The sequence below is a fragment of the Cupriavidus sp. 10L45 genome (assembly GCF_056395225.1).
On sequence record NZ_JBFTJC010000001.1, the window covers coordinates 54817 to 71963 of the forward strand.

The 17147-nt window shown below is 66.5% G+C and carries 15 protein-coding genes; 11 read left to right on the forward strand and 4 right to left on the reverse strand.

All coding sequences use genetic code 11. The features are described 5' to 3' along the window. The first annotated feature begins 177 nt into the window (after window positions 1-177). Complete coding sequence (locus tag AC1DFU_RS00280; protein ID WP_092295991.1) at window positions 178-909, forward strand: SDR family NAD(P)-dependent oxidoreductase; 732 nt, start codon at window positions 178-180, stop codon at window positions 907-909. 103 nt (window positions 910-1012) lie between these two features. Beyond that, window positions 1013-2017 (forward strand): Bug family tripartite tricarboxylate transporter substrate binding protein, encoded by a 1005-nt coding sequence (locus AC1DFU_RS00285; protein WP_092295988.1) that lies wholly within the window; start codon window positions 1013-1015, stop codon window positions 2015-2017. Between the two features lie 167 nt (window positions 2018-2184). On the opposite strand, the gene AC1DFU_RS00290 is transcribed toward AC1DFU_RS00285, so the two are convergent. Then, window positions 2185-2400 (reverse strand): hypothetical protein, encoded by a 216-nt coding sequence (locus AC1DFU_RS00290; protein ID WP_441592661.1) that lies wholly within the window; start codon window positions 2398-2400, stop codon window positions 2185-2187. A 337-nt stretch (window positions 2401-2737) separates the two neighbouring features. On the opposite strand from AC1DFU_RS00290, the gene AC1DFU_RS00295 reads away from it, so the two are divergent. After that, entirely contained in the window at window positions 2738-3340 is a 603-nt protein-coding gene (locus AC1DFU_RS00295; protein WP_441592660.1) for a PadR family transcriptional regulator, read from the forward strand. 9 nt (window positions 3341-3349) lie between these two features. Here the strand turns inward: AC1DFU_RS00295 and AC1DFU_RS00300 are convergent, their stop codons facing one another. Together AC1DFU_RS00300 and AC1DFU_RS00305 are read right to left on the reverse strand one after the other, a co-directional pair. Further along, entirely contained in the window at window positions 3350-4345 is a 996-nt protein-coding gene (locus AC1DFU_RS00300) for an NAD(P)H-dependent flavin oxidoreductase (RefSeq protein ID WP_092295979.1), read from the reverse strand. Window positions 4346-4395: 50 nt separating this feature from the next. After that, window positions 4396-4827, reverse strand: coding sequence for a nuclear transport factor 2 family protein (locus tag AC1DFU_RS00305; RefSeq protein ID WP_441592659.1), 432 nt, complete (start codon window positions 4825-4827; stop codon window positions 4396-4398). Between the two features lie 135 nt (window positions 4828-4962). Here AC1DFU_RS00305 and AC1DFU_RS00310 point away from each other — a divergent pair, with 135 nt between their 5' ends. Together AC1DFU_RS00310 and galE are read left to right on the forward strand one after the other, a co-directional pair. After that, window positions 4963-6057 (forward strand): tyrosine-type recombinase/integrase, encoded by a 1095-nt coding sequence (locus AC1DFU_RS00310; RefSeq protein WP_441592658.1) that lies wholly within the window; start codon window positions 4963-4965, stop codon window positions 6055-6057. A gap of 133 nt (window positions 6058-6190) precedes the next feature. Further along, entirely contained in the window at window positions 6191-7210 is a 1020-nt protein-coding gene (gene galE / locus AC1DFU_RS00315; RefSeq protein WP_441592657.1) for a UDP-glucose 4-epimerase GalE, read from the forward strand. Between the two features lie 103 nt (window positions 7211-7313). Here galE and AC1DFU_RS00320 read toward each other — a convergent pair whose 3' ends face one another. Then, window positions 7314-7622, reverse strand: a complete 309-nt coding sequence (locus tag AC1DFU_RS00320) for an H-NS histone family protein (RefSeq protein WP_092295967.1) — start codon at window positions 7620-7622, stop codon at window positions 7314-7316. A gap of 567 nt (window positions 7623-8189) precedes the next feature. Here AC1DFU_RS00320 and AC1DFU_RS00325 point away from each other — a divergent pair. The 6 genes from AC1DFU_RS00325 (at window position 8190) to AC1DFU_RS00350 (ending at window position 17072) form a co-directional block, all read left to right on the forward strand. Then, a complete protein-coding gene (locus AC1DFU_RS00325; protein WP_092295964.1) occupies window positions 8190-9965 on the forward strand; it encodes a methyl-accepting chemotaxis protein in 1776 nt (591 codons plus the stop codon). 132 nt (window positions 9966-10097) lie between these two features. Then, window positions 10098-12077 carry a putative bifunctional diguanylate cyclase/phosphodiesterase gene (locus tag AC1DFU_RS00330; RefSeq protein WP_441592656.1) on the forward strand — a complete coding sequence of 660 codons (1980 nt, stop codon included), beginning with the start codon at window positions 10098-10100 and terminating at the stop codon, window positions 12075-12077. Between the two features lie 209 nt (window positions 12078-12286). Further along, a complete protein-coding gene (locus AC1DFU_RS00335; protein ID WP_441592655.1) occupies window positions 12287-12679 on the forward strand; it encodes a response regulator in 393 nt (130 codons plus the stop codon). A gap of 183 nt (window positions 12680-12862) precedes the next feature. Beyond that, window positions 12863-13351, forward strand: coding sequence for a chemotaxis protein CheW (locus AC1DFU_RS00340; RefSeq protein ID WP_092295955.1), 489 nt, complete (start codon window positions 12863-12865; stop codon window positions 13349-13351). A 79-nt stretch (window positions 13352-13430) separates the two neighbouring features. Further along, window positions 13431-15089: a methyl-accepting chemotaxis protein gene (locus AC1DFU_RS00345; RefSeq protein ID WP_092295952.1), complete on the forward strand. Its 1659-nt coding sequence runs from the start codon at window positions 13431-13433 to the stop codon at window positions 15087-15089. Window positions 15090-15218: 129 nt separating this feature from the next. Continuing rightward, window positions 15219-17072, forward strand: coding sequence for a methyl-accepting chemotaxis protein (locus AC1DFU_RS00350; protein WP_441592654.1), 1854 nt, complete (start codon window positions 15219-15221; stop codon window positions 17070-17072). The last annotated feature ends 75 nt before the right edge of the window (window positions 17073-17147 follow it).

Sequence of the window (17147 nt, forward strand, 5' to 3'; positions counted from 1 at the left end):
AGGGGCGCCGGGCGCCCCTCAAGTTTCGTCCGCTTCCTGCCGTTTACCCGGATGGGAAGTTTCAGTGGTGTCTCTTCCCCAACGAGGTAGAGCAATGCGGCCGGGCCGACGGGCTCGCCGGCTGGCCGCATCTTTTTCTGACGGACCCGGCTGAAGTTGCCGGTACGGAGTACCGAGATGTCCCTTCCCGTTGCCACGCTTATCACCGGCGCCAGTTCCGGTATCGGCCGCGCCATTGCCGAAATGCTGCTCGCCGATGGCGTGACCCAGGTGGTCAATGTCGACTACGCGGAACCCGCGTGGTCGCACCCCAACATGACGTTCTTCCAGGCCGACCTGACCAACGCCGACGCCACGCGTGCGGCGGCGGCGCAGGTGACGTCCCGCTTCGCCGTGACGCGGCTGGTGAACAACGCCGGCGCCACCCGCCCCGGTACCGCCGACACGGCCACCACGGCCGACCTAGACTACGTAGTGGGCCTGACGCTGCAGGCCACCATGCTGCTCACCCAGGCCTGCCTGCCCGCGATGCGTGCGGCCGGCTTTGGCCGCATCGTCAACATGGCCTCGCGCGCGGCGCTGGGCAAGCCCGACCGCGTGGTGTATTCCGCGGTCAAGGCCGGGCTGGTTGGCATGACCCGAACGCTGGCGATGGAGCTGGGCGGCGACGGCATCACCGTCAACGCCGTGGCACCGGGTCCCATCGCCACCGAGCTGTTCCGCCGGAGCAATCCGGAGGGCAGCGAACAAACACGGCGCATCCTGGCAAGCATCGCCGTGAAACGAATGGGAACGCCGGAAGACGTGGCGCGTGCCTCGCTCTTCTTCCTCTCGCCCGAGAATGGTTTCGTGACCGGACAGGTGCTGTACGTCTGCGGCGGAACCACGCTGGGCGTGGCGCCCGTATAAGAAAGATGCCCGCCCTGGCACGGGGCGGAAATAGCGATTCAAAGCTTGGCGTCGGCGGCACCTATCCCAGCCGCTGGCGAGCATTTCATTCCTGGAGCACAAGATGAGCATGACCAATCAACCTTCGAAGGCGCGCAGACGCCTGCTGGCCGCTGGTGTGGCACTGGCCGCCGGCATTGCCGCCGTGGGCGGCGCGCAGGCACAGGGCACCTATCCGACCAAGCCGATCACGATGATCGTGCCGTTCTCGGCCGGTGGCACCACCGACATCCTGGCGCGTATCGTCAGCCTGCAGCTGGGCAAGGCCCTGGGCCAGCCCGTGGTGGTGGACAACCGTCCGGGCGCGGGCGGCAACATCGGCGCTTCGCTGGCCGCCAAGGCCCCGGGCGACGGCTACACGCTGTTCATGGGCACCATCGGCACGCACGCCATCAACCAGTCGCTGTACTCCAAGCTGCCGTACGATCCGGTGAAGGATTTCGCGCCGATCACGCGCGTGGCCATGGTGCCGAACATCGTCGTGGTGAACCCGAAGGTGCCGGTGCACAACGTGAAGGAACTGATCGCCTACGTGAAGGCCAACCCGGACAAGCTGTCGTACGGCTCGTCGGGCAGCGGCTCGTCGATGCACCTCTCGGGTGAGCTGTTCAACTCGATGACCAACCTGCACATCCAGCACATTCCGTACAAGGGCAGCGCCCCGGCCGTGAACGACCTGCTGGGCAACCAGATCGGCCTGATGTTCGACAACATGCCGTCGTCGTACCCGCACGTGAAGGCCGGCAAGCTGCGCGCCATCGCCGTGACCTCGGGCAAGCGCTCGCCGGCCCTGCCGGACGTGCCGACGGTGGCCGAAGCCGGCGTGCCCGGCTATGAAGCCACGTCGTGGTTCGCGCTGTACGCCACGGGCGGCACGCCGCAGCCGATCGTCGACCGCCTGAACGCCGAAGTGGTGAAGATCCTCGCCATGCCGGAAGTGAAGAAGCAGATGGCCGAACAAGGCGCCGAGCCGAACCCGGAAAAGCCGGCCCAGCTCGCCGCCTTCATGAAGTCCGAGTCCGCCAAGTGGGCCAAGGTCGTGAAGGCCTCCGGCGCGACGGTGGACTGATCGTTGCAGCACTGAAGCACGCAGTACGCAGTAAGCAGTACTGGGAACCGGCCCGATGGGCCGGTTTTTTTATGCCCAAGAAAAAGCCCGCGAACCAGTCGCGGGCAGAAATCCCAGGTCCCGGAGGGACAGGAGGAGACAACCGACACGGGCCGGTGTGCGGGAAATCAGGCCAGGCTGTACTTGACCACTTGTTCCTCGACACCGACAAAGCGCACGAGCTGGCGCAGCCCGCTCGCGTATTCCTTGATGTGATGCCCTTCCGGCGTGTCGGGCAGCCGGTAGTAGATCGGGGCCGAACCGGCGCGGGCGCGGGCCGCGCGGACAGGCGCGGCGGCCTCGCCAGCGGCGGAGCCTTCGGTGAATTCCGGTCTTGCGTTCATAGACAACTCCCGGGAGACGCATGACGCGGAACGTTGGGCCGGCAAAGGGGCGCGCGCATGCGGGTGGCAATGTCTGGAATGTATTGCAAGCGGTCGGGAAATGCCATTTCGTTTTTTTTAGATCTGTTTCGAGACAATTGACTAAATTGTCATAAATAGACGCCGGCGCGCATTGCCGATGCCTGGGGCGCAACAAGCGCGTATCCCATGGGTTAACGGCATGACGCCGCGTGACTTGCGCGTTACCATACCGGGCAGCTTCGCCGCGACCTCACCCGCTCATCGCGGGGCAGGGTCGCAACCTTCATGCCAGGCTCCCGCACCCAGATCCCGCCTCATGTCTACCCAGCACGCCCTGTTGATTTCGCTGATCGAAAAGCCGTCCTCCGGCTACGACCTCGCGCGCCGGTTCGACAAGTCCATCGGCTATTTCTGGCACGCCACGCACCAGCAGATCTATCGGGAACTGGGCCGCATGGCCGATCACGGCTGGATTGCGGCCGATGAGCAGGGCAATGGCGCGAGCAATGGCACGAACGGCGGCGAGCCCGCCGAGGCCGATGGCGTGGAGAAGAAGAGTCGCAAGAAGGTGTATCGCGTGTTGCCGGCTGGTCGCGACGAACTGGCGCGCTGGGTGCTCGCTCCCGGGCTGGGGATCGATCAGCGTGAGGAAATTCTGGTGAAGCTACGTGCAGATGCTGCAATCGGGCCACTGGGACTGGCCGACGAGATGGCACGGCTGATCGCGCTGCATCAGGCGCGGCTTGAGACGTTTCTCAAGATCGAGCAGAAGGACTTCGCGGCCGGGCAGGCCGACCGCACGCGGCAGATCCATCATGCGCTGCTCAGGCGCGGCATCCGCTATGAGGAAGACTGGGTGAAATGGGCCAAGGATCTGCTGCCGCTGCTGGCGGCTCCTGCCGCCAGCGACAACACGTAACTGCTACCGTCAGGCCACGTCGAGCGCGGAGGCCGCGCTGGCCGGGGCGGCTTCGGCCAGACCGAGGCGACGGCGAGCGAGTGCATACTCCTCCACAAATCGACGCACCAGTTCACCGGCCGGCACCACGCGCTTGATCGCGCCCACGCCTTGGCCGGCGCCCCAGATGTCCTTCCACGCCTTGACGCTCGCCGAGCCGAAATTCATCTTCGAGGCATCGGAGGTCGGCAGGGCTTCCGGGTCCAACCCCGCGCGCACGATGCTGTTGCGCAGGTAATTGCCGTGTACGCCCGTGAACAAGTTGGAATAGACGATATCGTCCGCCGAGCTGTCGACGATCATCTGCTTGTAGGCGTCCTGCGCGTTCGCTTCCTGGGTGGCGATGAAGGCCGAGCCGATATAGGCAAGGTCCGCCCCGGCGGCCTGCGCGGCCAGCACGGCGTTGCCACTGGCGATGGCGCCGGACAGCAGCAGCGGGCCATCGAACCATTCCCGGATTTCATGCAGCAGCGCGAACGGTGACAGTGTGCCGGCATGGCCGCCCGCGCCGGCCGCCACGGCGACCAGCCCGTCCGCGCCCTTCTCGATCGCCTTGCGCGCGAAGGTGTTGTTGATGACGTCATGCAGCACGATGCCGCCGTAGGAATGCACGGCGTCATTGACTTCCTTGCGCGCGCCGAGCGAGGTGATGACGATGGGCACCTTGTAGCGCACGCACAGTTCCAGGTCGTGCTCCAGGCGGTCGTTGGACTTGTGCACGATCTGGTTCACCGCGAACGGGGCGGAAGGACGGTCTGGGTGCCTGGCGTCGTGCTCGGCCAGTTCCGTGGTGATGCGGTCCAGCCATACCTCGAGCTTCTCGGCCGGGCGTGCGTTCAGCGCCGGGAACGAGCCGACCACGCCGGCCTTGCACTGGGCGATCACGAGGTCGGGATTGGAAATGATGAACAGCGGCGAGCAGACGGCCGGCAGCGACAGGTTCTGGAGCAGGGCGGGAAGGGCCATGATGGGATTCCTCTGATCTCTAATAGATGGGGCGTGGAAATACGAGTCGCTCAGGCGCCCCGCAAGATGTGTTTCTGGGCGCCGAGGCGGGCGCCCATGGCCTCGCCCAGCGCCTGCAATGCGCTCAGCGGGCGCACCATGACTTCGAATTCGACGATCTTGCCGGTGGCATCGAAACGGATCATGTCGATGCCCTTCAGCGCCTTGTCGGCCACATTGGCACTGAATTCGAGCACCACGCTCGCCTGGTCGTCGCCGACGAAGCTGCGGTGGTAGCGGAAGTCCTCGAAGACCTCGTTCACCGTGGTCAGCACCAGCTGGATGGCGGCGCGGCCTGGGTAGGGCGTGTGCGCCACGGGTGAACGAAACACCACTTCGTCGGCGACGATGCTATCGAGCGCGTCCATATTGTGGGTGGCGATCATCGTGTGCCACGTGTCCAGCGATTGCGCCGCGGCGGGCGCGAGTGAGAGGTTTCGCATCGGGTCTCCTCCGATCACGTCGAAAGTCGTAGTGGAATCTGTTCTATGCAACTGGTTGCATAGTGAGTGGCAAGGTATCACGACGCGGAGGCGTTTTGCAAGCGGCAGGCAGCTTCGTGTGCCGGGTTGTCTACAATGCACGCATCGCCGTTTTTCGCGGCGCGTCATCCAGGAGCACTCTTGACCACGCTTTCCGGGGCCGACCCGCAGCCCGATGCCCTGTTCGATGCCGACCTCGACGCCTGGCGCCGTCAACCCGAGCGCGCGTTCGATGGCTGGCTGGCCAGCCATGGTTTCCGGCACGGCACCGCCGTCGTCTATCGGGCGATGTGGGGCAAGCTGCTGCGCTGGTCCGGCGAGCAGGGCTTGCCGCCGCTGACGTGGTCGGCGGGGCAGATCGGCGCGTTTCTCGATGCCCAGGACCTGCACAAGCGCCATCGTTATCGTTATGCGCGGCTGATCGAGCGCGTGTTCCACCATCTCTCGCTGCTGCAACAGAACTTGCACAATCCCGCGAGTCAGGCGGTGAAGAATCATCTGACGGAGGGGGATAACGACCCCACGGCCTTCCTGCTGCCGGGCGAGCGCGATCTGCTGGTGGCGCGCGTGCTGTCGCCCGATGGGCTCGAGCGGCCGGACCTGTCGCGCGGCATTTCGCCTACGCAGTGGAAGCGCGCGCGCGACGTGGCGCTGATCGCCGTGCTGCTGGGTGGCGGCCTGAAGGTGGCAGAGGTGCGCGCGCTGCGCGTGGAAACCATCGACGGCTTGGAGGAAGGGGCTGGCGATGGTGGAGAGGGCGCCGCGCTGGCCCTGCGCATGGTGCGCCCGGACAACGGCCGCGCCTATACCGTGCCGCTGTTCCCGTTCGCCGAGGTGCCGCTGCGCCACTGGCTGGCGCTGCGCGCGGCCGCCGGCACGCTCGGCGAACTGGTCTTCCCGGCGATGGCCAATGGCCGGCCGATGCATGCGGCTTCGATCTACCGTCGCGTGGAGCTTCTATTAGAAGAGGCCGGCGTGCTGGCCGGGCGGCGCGAGCGGGCGTCGCCGCAGACGCTGCGCAATACGTGCGGTGCGATGCACTTCGATGCCGGTACTGCACCGGCCAAGGTGGCCCAGGTGCTCGGCATGCGCGATCTGGAGTCCGGCTGGCGGCTGCACGCCGCCTATGAGGCGTGGCAGGCACGTGCCGGCCTGCCGCCGACCCGGTCCGCCGCGCCTCAGCCGTCTTGACGATGGCGCTGTGACGCAGCCGTGATATGTTGGGCGTAACCCGCGCCGGCTATGATGAGCGCCCCGCGCAAATGCGCCCGATCCGGCGCGTGGCATCGCCCCCGAATTCCTATTTCTGACCCTGATCCTTTCCATGGCTGAGACCTTACTGCTGACCGGTGCCACCGGCTATATTGCTTCCCACACTTGGGTGGCACTGCACGAAGCAGGCTACAACGTTGTCGGTATCGATAATCTCTGTAACAGCAACCGTGCAGTTGTCGAACGCCTGGCGCAGATTACCGGCGCGACGCCCAATTTCGTCGAAGGCGACGTGCGTGACCGCGCGCTGCTGGACAAGCTGTTCGCCGAACACAAGATTTCCGGTGCGATCCATTTTGCCGCGTTGAAGGCGGTGGGCGAGTCGGTGAGCCAGCCGATCGAGTATTACAGCAACAATCTCAACGGATTGTTGACGCTTTGCGCCGCGATGCAGTCGGCCAACGTGAAACAACTGGTATTCAGTTCGTCGGCCACGGTTTACGGGAATCCGCATGCCGTGCCGATCCTCGAGGATTTTCCGCTGTCCGCGACCAATCCGTACGGCCAGACCAAGCTGATGGGCGAGCAGATTCTGCGCGATATCGAGATTTCGGATGCGAGTTGGCGAATCGGATATCTCCGGTATTTCAATCCGGTTGGTGCCCATGACAGCGGGCTGATTGGCGAGGACCCGGGCGGCATTCCCAACAACCTGATGCCGTATGTGGCCCAGGTGGCGGGCGGGCGCCGGCAGAAACTGAGCGTCTATGGCGGCGACTACCCCACCGTGGATGGCACCGGCGTGCGCGACTATATCCACGTCTGCGACCTGGCCGACGGCCATGTGGCTGCGCTGAAATACTTGCGCGAGCAGCCGCGCGGCATGACCGTGAACCTTGGCACCGGCCGTGGCTACAGCGTCCTGGAGGTGGTGAAGGCTTACGAACGTGCGAGCGGCCGGCCTGTTCCTTATGAAATCGTGGCGCGGCGGCCCGGCGATATCGCTTCCTGCTATGCCGATCCGGCGCTTGCCCAGGAGCTGCTTGGCTGGCGCGCCCAGCATGACATCGACCGCATGTGTGAGGACTCGTGGCGCTGGCAGTCAATGAATCCGAACGGGTTTGCCGGCTGAGCGATGACGGGGTGCGTACCCGTTTCTGCGGCAGCGGGATAACCGACGCGCAATAAAAAACCGGGCCAAGGCCCGGTTTTTTATTGGTGCGGTGACGCGGCGATCAGCGGATCAGGAAATCTTCCACCGTTTTGCCGTTGGCCAGGGCCTGGGTCAGCCAGCCCGGGCGCTTGCCGCGGCCGGTCCAGGTATTGCCGGCGCTGTCGCGATAGCGCACCGGCACCTTGCGCGCGGCCTTCTTGCTGGCCACGGCCTTGCCGCTGCCAAATCCGAGATCGTCGGCGGTCAGGCCATATTGTTCGATTTTTTCGCGAATATCGGCAATCACAGTCGCCTGCTCGCGCGACTTGATCTCTTCCGCCTGCTTCTGCAGTTCGCTGATTTTCTGAACGATTTCCTGATAGGTCGCCATTTCCAAGCCTCTATTTATAGATGGGTCCGCGAATTGTCGAGGGCATTATAACCGCTGCACCCCGCCCTGCAAATCCCTTTTCCGCGCCAGGGGCCAATTTGCGAAAAGTCTCAAATCACTTAATCCCCTGAACTTTTATCAGGGAGGGCTGTCGCCGCCGGCATTTGCCGGGGCAATCGAGTAACGCCAGCGCGAATACCCGGGTGGTCAGGATAACCATCGATTCGGCACGGCAGCGCGCGGCCCGTAGATGCAAAACGGCGCGATATTCGGCGGACGCTGAACTGGCCTGCCGACGCGTTTCGGATTCTGCCGCATTTGAGACGATTCGCCTGTTTGAGTCGGCCGTTTTGCGCAGTGCATCCGGGGCATATGTGCGGTGTATGCCACCGCATTTTGCGCATTTGCCTCGGGTGCCTTATCCGCACAGTGAATTCGATTTGCCGGTTGCCTCAAGGATGGTTGAGACCGCGCCGTTATCGTGTCTTGAGCAGGCTGCCAGGGGTGTCCGCCTGCCGGACCGGTGCCGGGAGGGCGCCGGGTTTCCTCCTATTCATTCAGCGAATCATGTCCTTTCACAACGATATTCAGATCAAGACCCTTTTGCGGGGCGCCATGGTCGTGCTCACCGCCATCCTGCTGCTGGTGGGCGGGGCCGGGCTGCATGGCATCTCGCAAACCAATGATGCGCTGAAGGAAACCTATTCGAACCAGCTTGCCTCGGCGCTTGCGCTGAGCGAGGCGATGCTGGGCACCACCCGCGTGCGCCTGGCGCTGGACCGTGGCGTCATGCCCGGCAGCGAAAGCGACGACATGAAGAAGAACGTGGACCGCTCCATGATCTTCGTCGAGTCGTCCAACGCCGGCTGGAAGCGCTATTCGGCGCTGCCCCAGGGCGATGAGGAAAAGGCGCTCGCCACCCCGCTGGGCGTCGCGCGCCAGGCTTTCTTCGAGAAGGGCGTGACGCCGCTCCAGCAGGCGCTGGTCGCCGGTAACCGCGAAGAGTCCCTGCGCCTGGCCCGCGACGTGCTGCCCGACCTCCAGCGCACGATGGCCACGGCCCACGAGAAGCTCGAGAAATTCCAGATGAACGTGGCCAAGGGCAGCTTCGAAGGCGCCCAGGCCCGTTTTGAGAGCATTCGCCTGTTGTCGATCGTCCTGATTGTGGCCGGAACCGTCGTTGCCATCCTGGCGGCCGTGATGCTGCAACGTGCGATCGTGCGCCCGGTGGAGGAAGCGCTCGACGTGTTCGAGCGCATGGCGCGCGGTGACCTGACCTCGCGCATCGTCAGCATGTCGAAGAACGAGATCGGCCGGATGATGCAGGCGCTGGCGAAGATGCAGGAGAGCCTGTCGGGCATCGTCGCCGAAGTGCGCGGCGGTACCGATTCGATTGCCTCGGCCACGCAGCAGATTGCCGCCGGCAACACCGACCTGTCGCAGCGCACCGAGGAACAGGCGTCGTCGCTGGAGCAGACCGCGGCGAGCATGGAGGAACTGACCACGGTGGTGCGCCAGAACGCCGACAACGCGCGCCAGGCTGGCGTGCTGGCTGGCGAGGCGTCGCAGATCGCCATGAAGGGTGGCGACGTGGTGGGCCGCGTGGTGGATACGATGAACGAGATCAACGGCGCCTCGCGCAAGGTGGTCGAGATCATCGGCGTGATTGAAGGCATCGCCTTCCAGACCAACATCCTGGCGCTGAATGCCGCCGTGGAAGCGGCGCGGGCCGGTGAACAGGGCCGTGGCTTTGCCGTGGTGGCCGGCGAGGTGCGCAGCCTGGCGCAGCGCAGCGCCAACGCCGCCAAGGAAATCGAGACGCTGATCGGCGAATCGGGCCAGCGCGTGGAAAGCGGTACGCGTCTGGTGGCCGAGGCCGGCCAGACCATGGGCGAGATCGTCCAGGCGGTGCGTCGCGTGACGGACATCATGAACGAGATCGGCGCGGCGTCGCAGGAGCAGACCACCGGCATCGAGCAGGTGAATCAGGCGGTGAACCAGATGGACCAGGTGACGCAGCAGAACGCGGCGCTGGTCGAGGAAGCGGCGGCTGCCGCCGGTGCGCTCGAGGAACAGGCGCAGAAGCTCAAGAACGTGGTGTCGGTGTTCACGCTGGGTGGCGAGGACGGTCGTCGCGCCGCCGCGCCGGCCCCGGTGCATGCCGCGCCGAAGCTGGCCATGTCGTCGCCCGCGTCGGGCCCGGCACGCGCTGCCGCCCGCCCCGCCAGCGCACGGCCGCCGGTGGTGCGCAAGTCACGCGAGTCGCAGCTGGTGCGCCCGCAGTTGTCGGCGTCGGGGGCGGCCCCTGCCTCGCGCGCGGACGACGACTGGGCCGCGTTCTGATCGCCCAATCATCGTTTGAAGTAAGCGCTTGACTGTTCCCATGGCGGAGACACGATGCCGTGATACGGGCCGCCCGATGGCCCGCATCGAGGGTATGCCGGCATCCGTGCCCGCCACAAACGCGCCGCCCCCATGACTGCCACGACTTACAGCCTCCTGATGCTTGCGTCCGTGCTCGGCCTTGCCGCCGCGCGCGCGCGCCGCACGGCATCGGGCGACCGCACGCCGGGCCGCAAGGCCGCGCGCAGCCTGACGTGGTCGGCGGCATTGATGTCGCAGGCCACGCTCGGCATGCCGGTCTGGGTGGCCATCGCCTCCGGCACGCTCACCGCCGCCAATGACGGCGTGAAGATGGCCGCCACGTTCGTGGCGACGCTGGCGGCGACGGCCATCGTCGCGCAAGTGATTCCACCCATCTTCCATTGGTTCCGCCAAGGCCGACGCGGCTGGGGTGTGGCCGTGGCGCTGGCGATGGCGTCCGGCGCCGGCCTGGTGGCCGTGGCTGGCGCGCGCCTGGGAGGCGTGTGCGGTGGCACGGGCTTGAGCGCCCGCGCCTGCGTGGAAGCGACCGGGCTGCCCGCACCGGCCTGGCTGGCCGGCGGGTTGGCGCTGCTCTGCGCGGCGATGTTCGCGGTGCACCGCGCGCAGTCGCGCGGCTGGCTGCCGGCTGGCGTCGAGCCGGTTCTGGCGGGCGATGGCATCGACGAACTGCCTGCCGGCATGGTCTCGCGCCAGGAGCAGCGGGCAGGGCGGCGCGGCCTGTCGCGCATTCCCGGCCTGACCGTGCGGCCCGCCGCGCGTGGACAGGCACCAGTCGGCGAGTACAGCGTGACGACCGACCTCCCGGACCGCAACGCGTTCGCGCGGTGGCTCGACCAGACCATCGCCCATGCGCGGCTCTCCGACACCGGCTGCGCGGTGCTGCTGATCCATATCGCCGATTTCCGCGAGGTGGACGAAGTATTCGAGGTGCGCGCCGACGACATCCTCGCCCAGGATGCCGGCGCGCTGGCGCAAGCCGCGCTGGAGCCGCACGACTTCCTGGCCCGACTGGCGCGCGACGAATTCGCCGTGGGCGTGCCGGCACTGGTGCAACACAGCCGGGCGCATGAACTGGGCTCGCGCGTGCTCGGCTCGCTGGCGGAGTTCGTGGCGGCGCGGGGCTTGCAGATGCAGATCGGCGTGAATATCGGCATCGCCATCTATCCGCGCGACGCGCAGACCTCCGAGGCGCTGATGCAGGCCGCCCGCGTGAGCCTGGCGGAGGCGCGCGAGAGCGGCTCCAACCAGGTGCGCGTGTTCAATTCCGCCGCCGGCGAGCGCGCGCGCCGTATGCGCGTGATCCGGCGCGACCTCTGGCTGGCCATCCAGGACGACGGCCTGCGGCTGATGTACCAGCCCAAGTTCGATGTGAAGACCCGCCGCGTGGTGGGCGCCGAGGCGTTGTGCCGCTGGCGCCATCCCACGCTGGGCGCGGTCAATCCGGCCGAATTCATCATGGTGGCCGAGCAGTCGGGCCAGATCGACAAGCTCGACGACTGGGTGATCGCCACGGTCTGCGCGCAGGTGCGCCAGTGGCACGATGCCGGGCTGCCCATCGTGCCGGTGGCGATCAATGTGTCCGGGTTGCGTTTCGCGAGCCGGAATTTCCCGCAGTACCTGCTGGAACAGATCCACCAGCACGACATTCCGCCTTCGGCCATCACGCTGGAGATTACCGAGACGGCGGCGATGAAGGACATCGGCAAGTCGCTGGAGACGCTGGCGGAACTGCAGGCGCTGGGCATTCAGGTGGCGCTGGACGACTTCGGCAGCGGCTATTCAAGCCTGGGTTACCTGAAGCGGCTGCGCGTAGGCACGCTCAAGATCGACCGGACGCTGATCGGCGGGCTCGATACGGACCCGCAGGGCCGCGCGATCGTCGGCTCCATGGTGGCGCTGGCGCACGAACTGCGCATGAAGGTGGTGGCGGAGGGCGTGGAGTCGAACTCGCAGCTGGACATCCTGCACGGCATGGGCTGCGACGAAGTGCAGGGCTTCCTGATGGCGCTGCCGCTGGAGCCGTCGGCGTTCGCCGACACCCTGCACGGCGCTGAACCGCTGCGCGCCTGACCTCGCGCCGGGATCCCCGGATTAGAAGCTTTCCTCTAATCGACGCGTTGTTGCCTCAAATCCGGGCACGAACGGGTCGATATGCTGAAGACAGGCAGTGGCACGCGTACCGCGTGCACACGGCTGGCCCGTCCGTCGCCAGCAGCCTGGGCGCGCGCGCGCCTCTTGCACGCACGCAGGCGGACCAACTTTTACCCCGGAGTCCCCCCATGTCCCTCCCGAGCATTCTCGTCGTCGACGATTCGCCTTCCCTTCGCCGCATGATCGGCGCCTGCCTGCGGGCTGGCGGCTACACGGTGACGGAGGCCGCCGACGGCAAGGAGGCCCACGAGGTGGCGCTGGAAGGGCGCTTCGGGATGCTGGTGACCGATCAGGTGATGCCCGGCATGGACGGCCTGGCGCTGATCCGCGCGCTGCGGGCGCTGCCGGACTATGCCGGCGTGCCGATCCTGATGCTTTCCACCGAGCACGACGACCGCATCCGCGATCAGGCCCGCGAGGCTGGCGCGTCCGGTTTCCTGGCCAAGCCGTTCGATCCGGAAGAACTGATGGCGTCGGTGGAAGCCTTGCTGGACCTGCCGACCCCTCCCACGGAGGGGTAATGTCGCGGGCCATGTCGCCCTTCATTCACCCCGTTTGCTGCCGTAAATACTGGAGGGCCATAGCAGGTGTCCGGCGCGCGCCGGCTGCCTCTGGCCGCATATTGTGGGTCGCAAATCGCGGGTCGCCACAAGCCAAGGGGCACGGAACCCCGGCCTCGACCCATCCAGCCAGCGGGGGCAACCATGAATACGAGCATCAACAAGGCAGACGGCGCGGGTGAAGAATTCCTCGCGTTCCGCCTCGGTCGCGAAGAATACGGCATCGACATCCTGAAGGTGCAGGAGATTCGCGGCTACGAATCGGTGACGCAGATCGCCAACGCGCCCGCCTATCTGAAGGGCGTGATCAACCTGCGCGGCATCATCGTTCCCATCATCGACCTGCGCATCAAGTTCAATCAGGCCGAGGTCAGCTACGACCAGTACACCGTGGTGATCATCGTTGATCTCCATCAACGCACCACCGGCATCGTGGTTGACGGCGTGTCAGACGTGCTGACGCTGGCGCCGGCGCAGATCAAGCCCGCCCCGGCACTTTCCGGCGGCGTGGACACCGAATACATCCGCGGGCTGGGCTCGCTCGAAGGCCGCATGCTGATCCTGGCGGACATCGAGAAGTTGATGAACATCGACGACCTCGCCGCCATCGACGCCGCGGCCAGCAGCCACTGATCCCCACTTCACACCGGCCCACGGCGCGTACGCCTGACAAAGCGCGCTGGCGCCCACGGCTTTCACGCAGCAACGAGACATGCGCAACAACCAGCCTGTAACCCAACGCGAGCACCTGCTCTCGCCGAACGACTACCTGATTTCGCGAACCGATCTCAAGGGACGGATCACGTTCGCGAACCGGGCGTTCATCGAGACCAGCGGCTTCACGGCGGAGGAGCTGCTTGGCGCGGCGCATAACCTCGTGCGCCATCCCGACATGCCGCCGGAAGCGTTCGCCGATCTCTGGCGCGCCCTGGAGGCCGGCCAGTCCTGGACCGGCGTGGTCAAGAACCGCCGCAAGGACGGCGACCACTACTGGGTGCTGGCCACCGTCACGCCCACGCGCGTGGCAGATCGTGTGGTGGGCTACACCTCGGTCCGGGCGATGGCCAGCCGGGAGCAGATCGACGCCACCGCCGCGCTGTACCAGCGCTTCCGGGAGAACCGGGCGCGCGGGCTGGCGATTCGCGATGGCGCGGTGGTGCGCACGGGCCTCGCCGGGCTGCTGGGCCGCCTGACGCGCGTGGACCTCAAGCGCCGCATCCTCTGGGCCCAGCTGGCCGGACTGGTCTGGTTCCTGGCGGCTGCGGGCGGCGCGCACTGGCTCGCGCCGGAGGCCGCTGCGCAACTGTGGCCGTGGCTGTGGGGCGCCTTCGGGCTGGCCGTGCTGTCCTCGTTCGCGGCGGGCTCGATGCTGGTGACGCGGGTGGAGCGCCCGGTCGGCGAGATGCTCGACTTCGCCCTGCGCATGGGCGCGGGCGACCTGACCACTGGCTTCGACCACGAATCGAACGATGAAATCGGCGCGCTGGCGCGGGCCATGCGCACGATGCAGCGCAGCCTGCTGTCCGTGGTGCACGACATCCACGAAGGCATGGCGAGCATTTCCACGGCCACGCACGAGGTGGCGGCCGGCAACAACGACCTGTCGCAGCGTACCGAGCAGCAGGCGGCCTCGCTCGAAGAGACCGCCTCGAGCATGGAGCAGCTGACCAGCACGGTCCGCCAGAACGCGGACAACGCCCGCCAGGCGACCGGACTGGCCGCCAATGCCTCGGACACCGCCGTGCGCGGCGGTGACGCCGTGGGCCGCGTGGTGCAGACGATGGACGAGATCAACGAAGCCTCGCGCAAGATCGTCGACATCATCGGCGTGATCGAAGGCATCGCCTTCCAGACCAACATCCTGGCCCTGAATGCCGCCGTGGAAGCGGCGCGGGCCGGGGAGCAGGGTCGGGGGTTTGCCGTGGTGGCGGGCGAGGTGCGCAGCCTGGCGCAGCGCAGCGCCAACGCGGCCAAGGAAATCAAGGGCCTGATCGGCGACACCGTGGCGCGCGTGGAGAACGGCGCGGCGCAGGTGAGCGACGCAGGCGCGACCATGGACGAGATCGTGCAGGCCGTGCGCCGCGTGACCGACATCATGGGCGAGATCAGTTCGGCATCGGCGGAGCAGAGTTCTGGCATCGAACAGGTGAACCAGGCCGTGGCGCAGATGGACGAGGTGACGCAGCAGAACGCTGCGCTGGTGGAGCAGGCCGCTGCCGCGGCCGGCGCACTGGAAGAACAGGCCAACCGGTTGCGCGAGTCGGTATCCACCTTCCGCGTCAGCATGCAGGCCGAAGTCCGGCCGGCGCGCCCGCGCAAGGGCTTGCCGGCGCCGGAAGTGGGAAGCGGAGCCGGGTACGCAAGTATCTGAACGTCAAGACGCCGCGGGCACAACGTGGCGCCAGGAACGGGGTAAGAGCGGCCTAGCGGCCGCGATAACAACGCGGGAGGCGGCAACCGATGCCCATCCCGGTCTTTTTTGACAGAAGGGGGTAGTTCTATGCAGTGGTTCAATCAACTGCGCGTTACGACCAGGCTTATTGCCGGCTTCCTGGTCGTTTCCGTGATCGGCGCCATCATCGGCCTGCTGGGCGTTGTCAATATGGGGCGCATGGCGGAATGGACCGGCAAGATCTACAACAGCGATCTGCAGGCCCTGAAGGCCGTGCAGGACGGCAATATCAACCTCGTCTACGCCAGCCGCTCGCAGATCGCGCTGCTGTCCGCCTCGACGATGGGCGAGCGCGCCACCGAGCGCGAGACCATCGAGAAATCGCTGGCCGCCATGGAAGCGCGCGTGAAGGCCGCCAAGGACTCGTTCACCTCGCCGGAAGGCCAGGCGATGGTCAAGCAGTATGAAACGCTGGTGCCGGCCTTCCGTGAACGCATGGAGAAGTACGTGGCGCTGGTCGGCAAGCAGCCGCTGGACACGTCGCAGTTCGAATCCACCGTGTTCACCGAGAGCGCGGACCTGCTCAAGGACAGCCGCGCGCTGGAAGACGTGCTGTTCAAGATGGTCAAGCGCCGCGACGAGCGCGCCAAGCTCAACATGGACGAATCGACCAGCGTCTATAACAGCTCGCGCGTGCTGATGCTGATCCTGGTGGTCGGCGGTCTGGCGCTTTCCGTGCTGCTGGGCTGGTTCCTGGCGCGTCAGCTGTCGAAGCAGCTGGGTGGGGAGCCCGATTACGCAGCGTCGATCGCCTCGCAGATCGCCGATGGCGACTTCTCGGGCAAGGTGGCGCTGCGCAACGGCGACCGTGGCAGCCTGCTGCTGGCGATGAGCCAGATGCAGGAGCAGCTGTCGTCGATGGTGCGCGAGTTCAAGGAATCGGCGGAATCGATTGGCACGGCATCGCGCGAGATCGCGGCCGGCAACAACGACCTGTCGCAGCGTACCGAGCAGCAGGCGGCCTCGCTCGAGGAAACCGCATCGAGCATGGAAGAGCTGACCAGCACGGTCCGCCAGAACGCCGACAACGCGCGTCAGGCCAGCGGGCTGGCCGCCAATGCCTCAGAGACCGCCGTGCGCGGTGGCGAGGTGGTGGGTCGCGTGGTGAAGACGATGGACGAGATCAACGAGGCCTCGCGCAAGATCGTCGACATCATCGGCGTGATCGAAGGCATCGCCTTCCAGACCAACATCCTGGCGCTGAACGCCGCCGTGGAAGCGGCGCGTGCCGGCGAACAGGGCCGCGGCTTTGCCGTGGTGGCTGGCGAGGTGCGCAGCCTGGCGCAGCGTAGCGCCAATGCGGCCAAGGAAATCAAGGGCCTGATCGGCGACACCGTGGCGCGCGTGGACAACGGCGCAGCGCTGGTGGGCCAGGCGGGCACGACCATGGGCGAGATCGTCCAGGCCGTGAAGCGCGTGACCGACATCATGGGCGAGATCAGCGCGGCCTCCGCCGAGCAAAGCTCGGGCATCGAACAGGTGAACCAGGCCGTGGCGCAGATGGACGAGGTGACGCAGCAGAATGCGGCGCTCGTGGAGCAGGCCGCTGCGGCGGCCGGCTCGCTGCAGGATCAGGCGTCGAAGCTCCAGGATTCGGTGTCGGGCTACAAGCTGTCGCATGACGATGTGGCGCCGTCGGCGCCCGCGCTTGGCCTGCCGGCCGCCCCTGCGGCGCGTTCGGCGGTCCGGCCCGGCGTCAAGGCGGTGACCTCGGCGCTGAAGGGTGCCAAGGCCCGTGGCGCGCGTAACAAGGCCGCTGGCACGGCGCTGGTCGTGGCCGGTGCCGGTGCGGCGGCAGCGGAAGCCGCCGACGACACGGCAGCGACCGAGCCGAAGCTGTTGCGTCCGTCCGCCACGGCGGCCGGTAATGGATCCGACAACGGCGACTGGAGCGCATTCTGACCGGCGCCACGCCGCTCTGATTGCCGTGCCCAGTCGCGCCGTGCGCCCCGGCTGCAGCGTTGTAAAAGCTGCGCC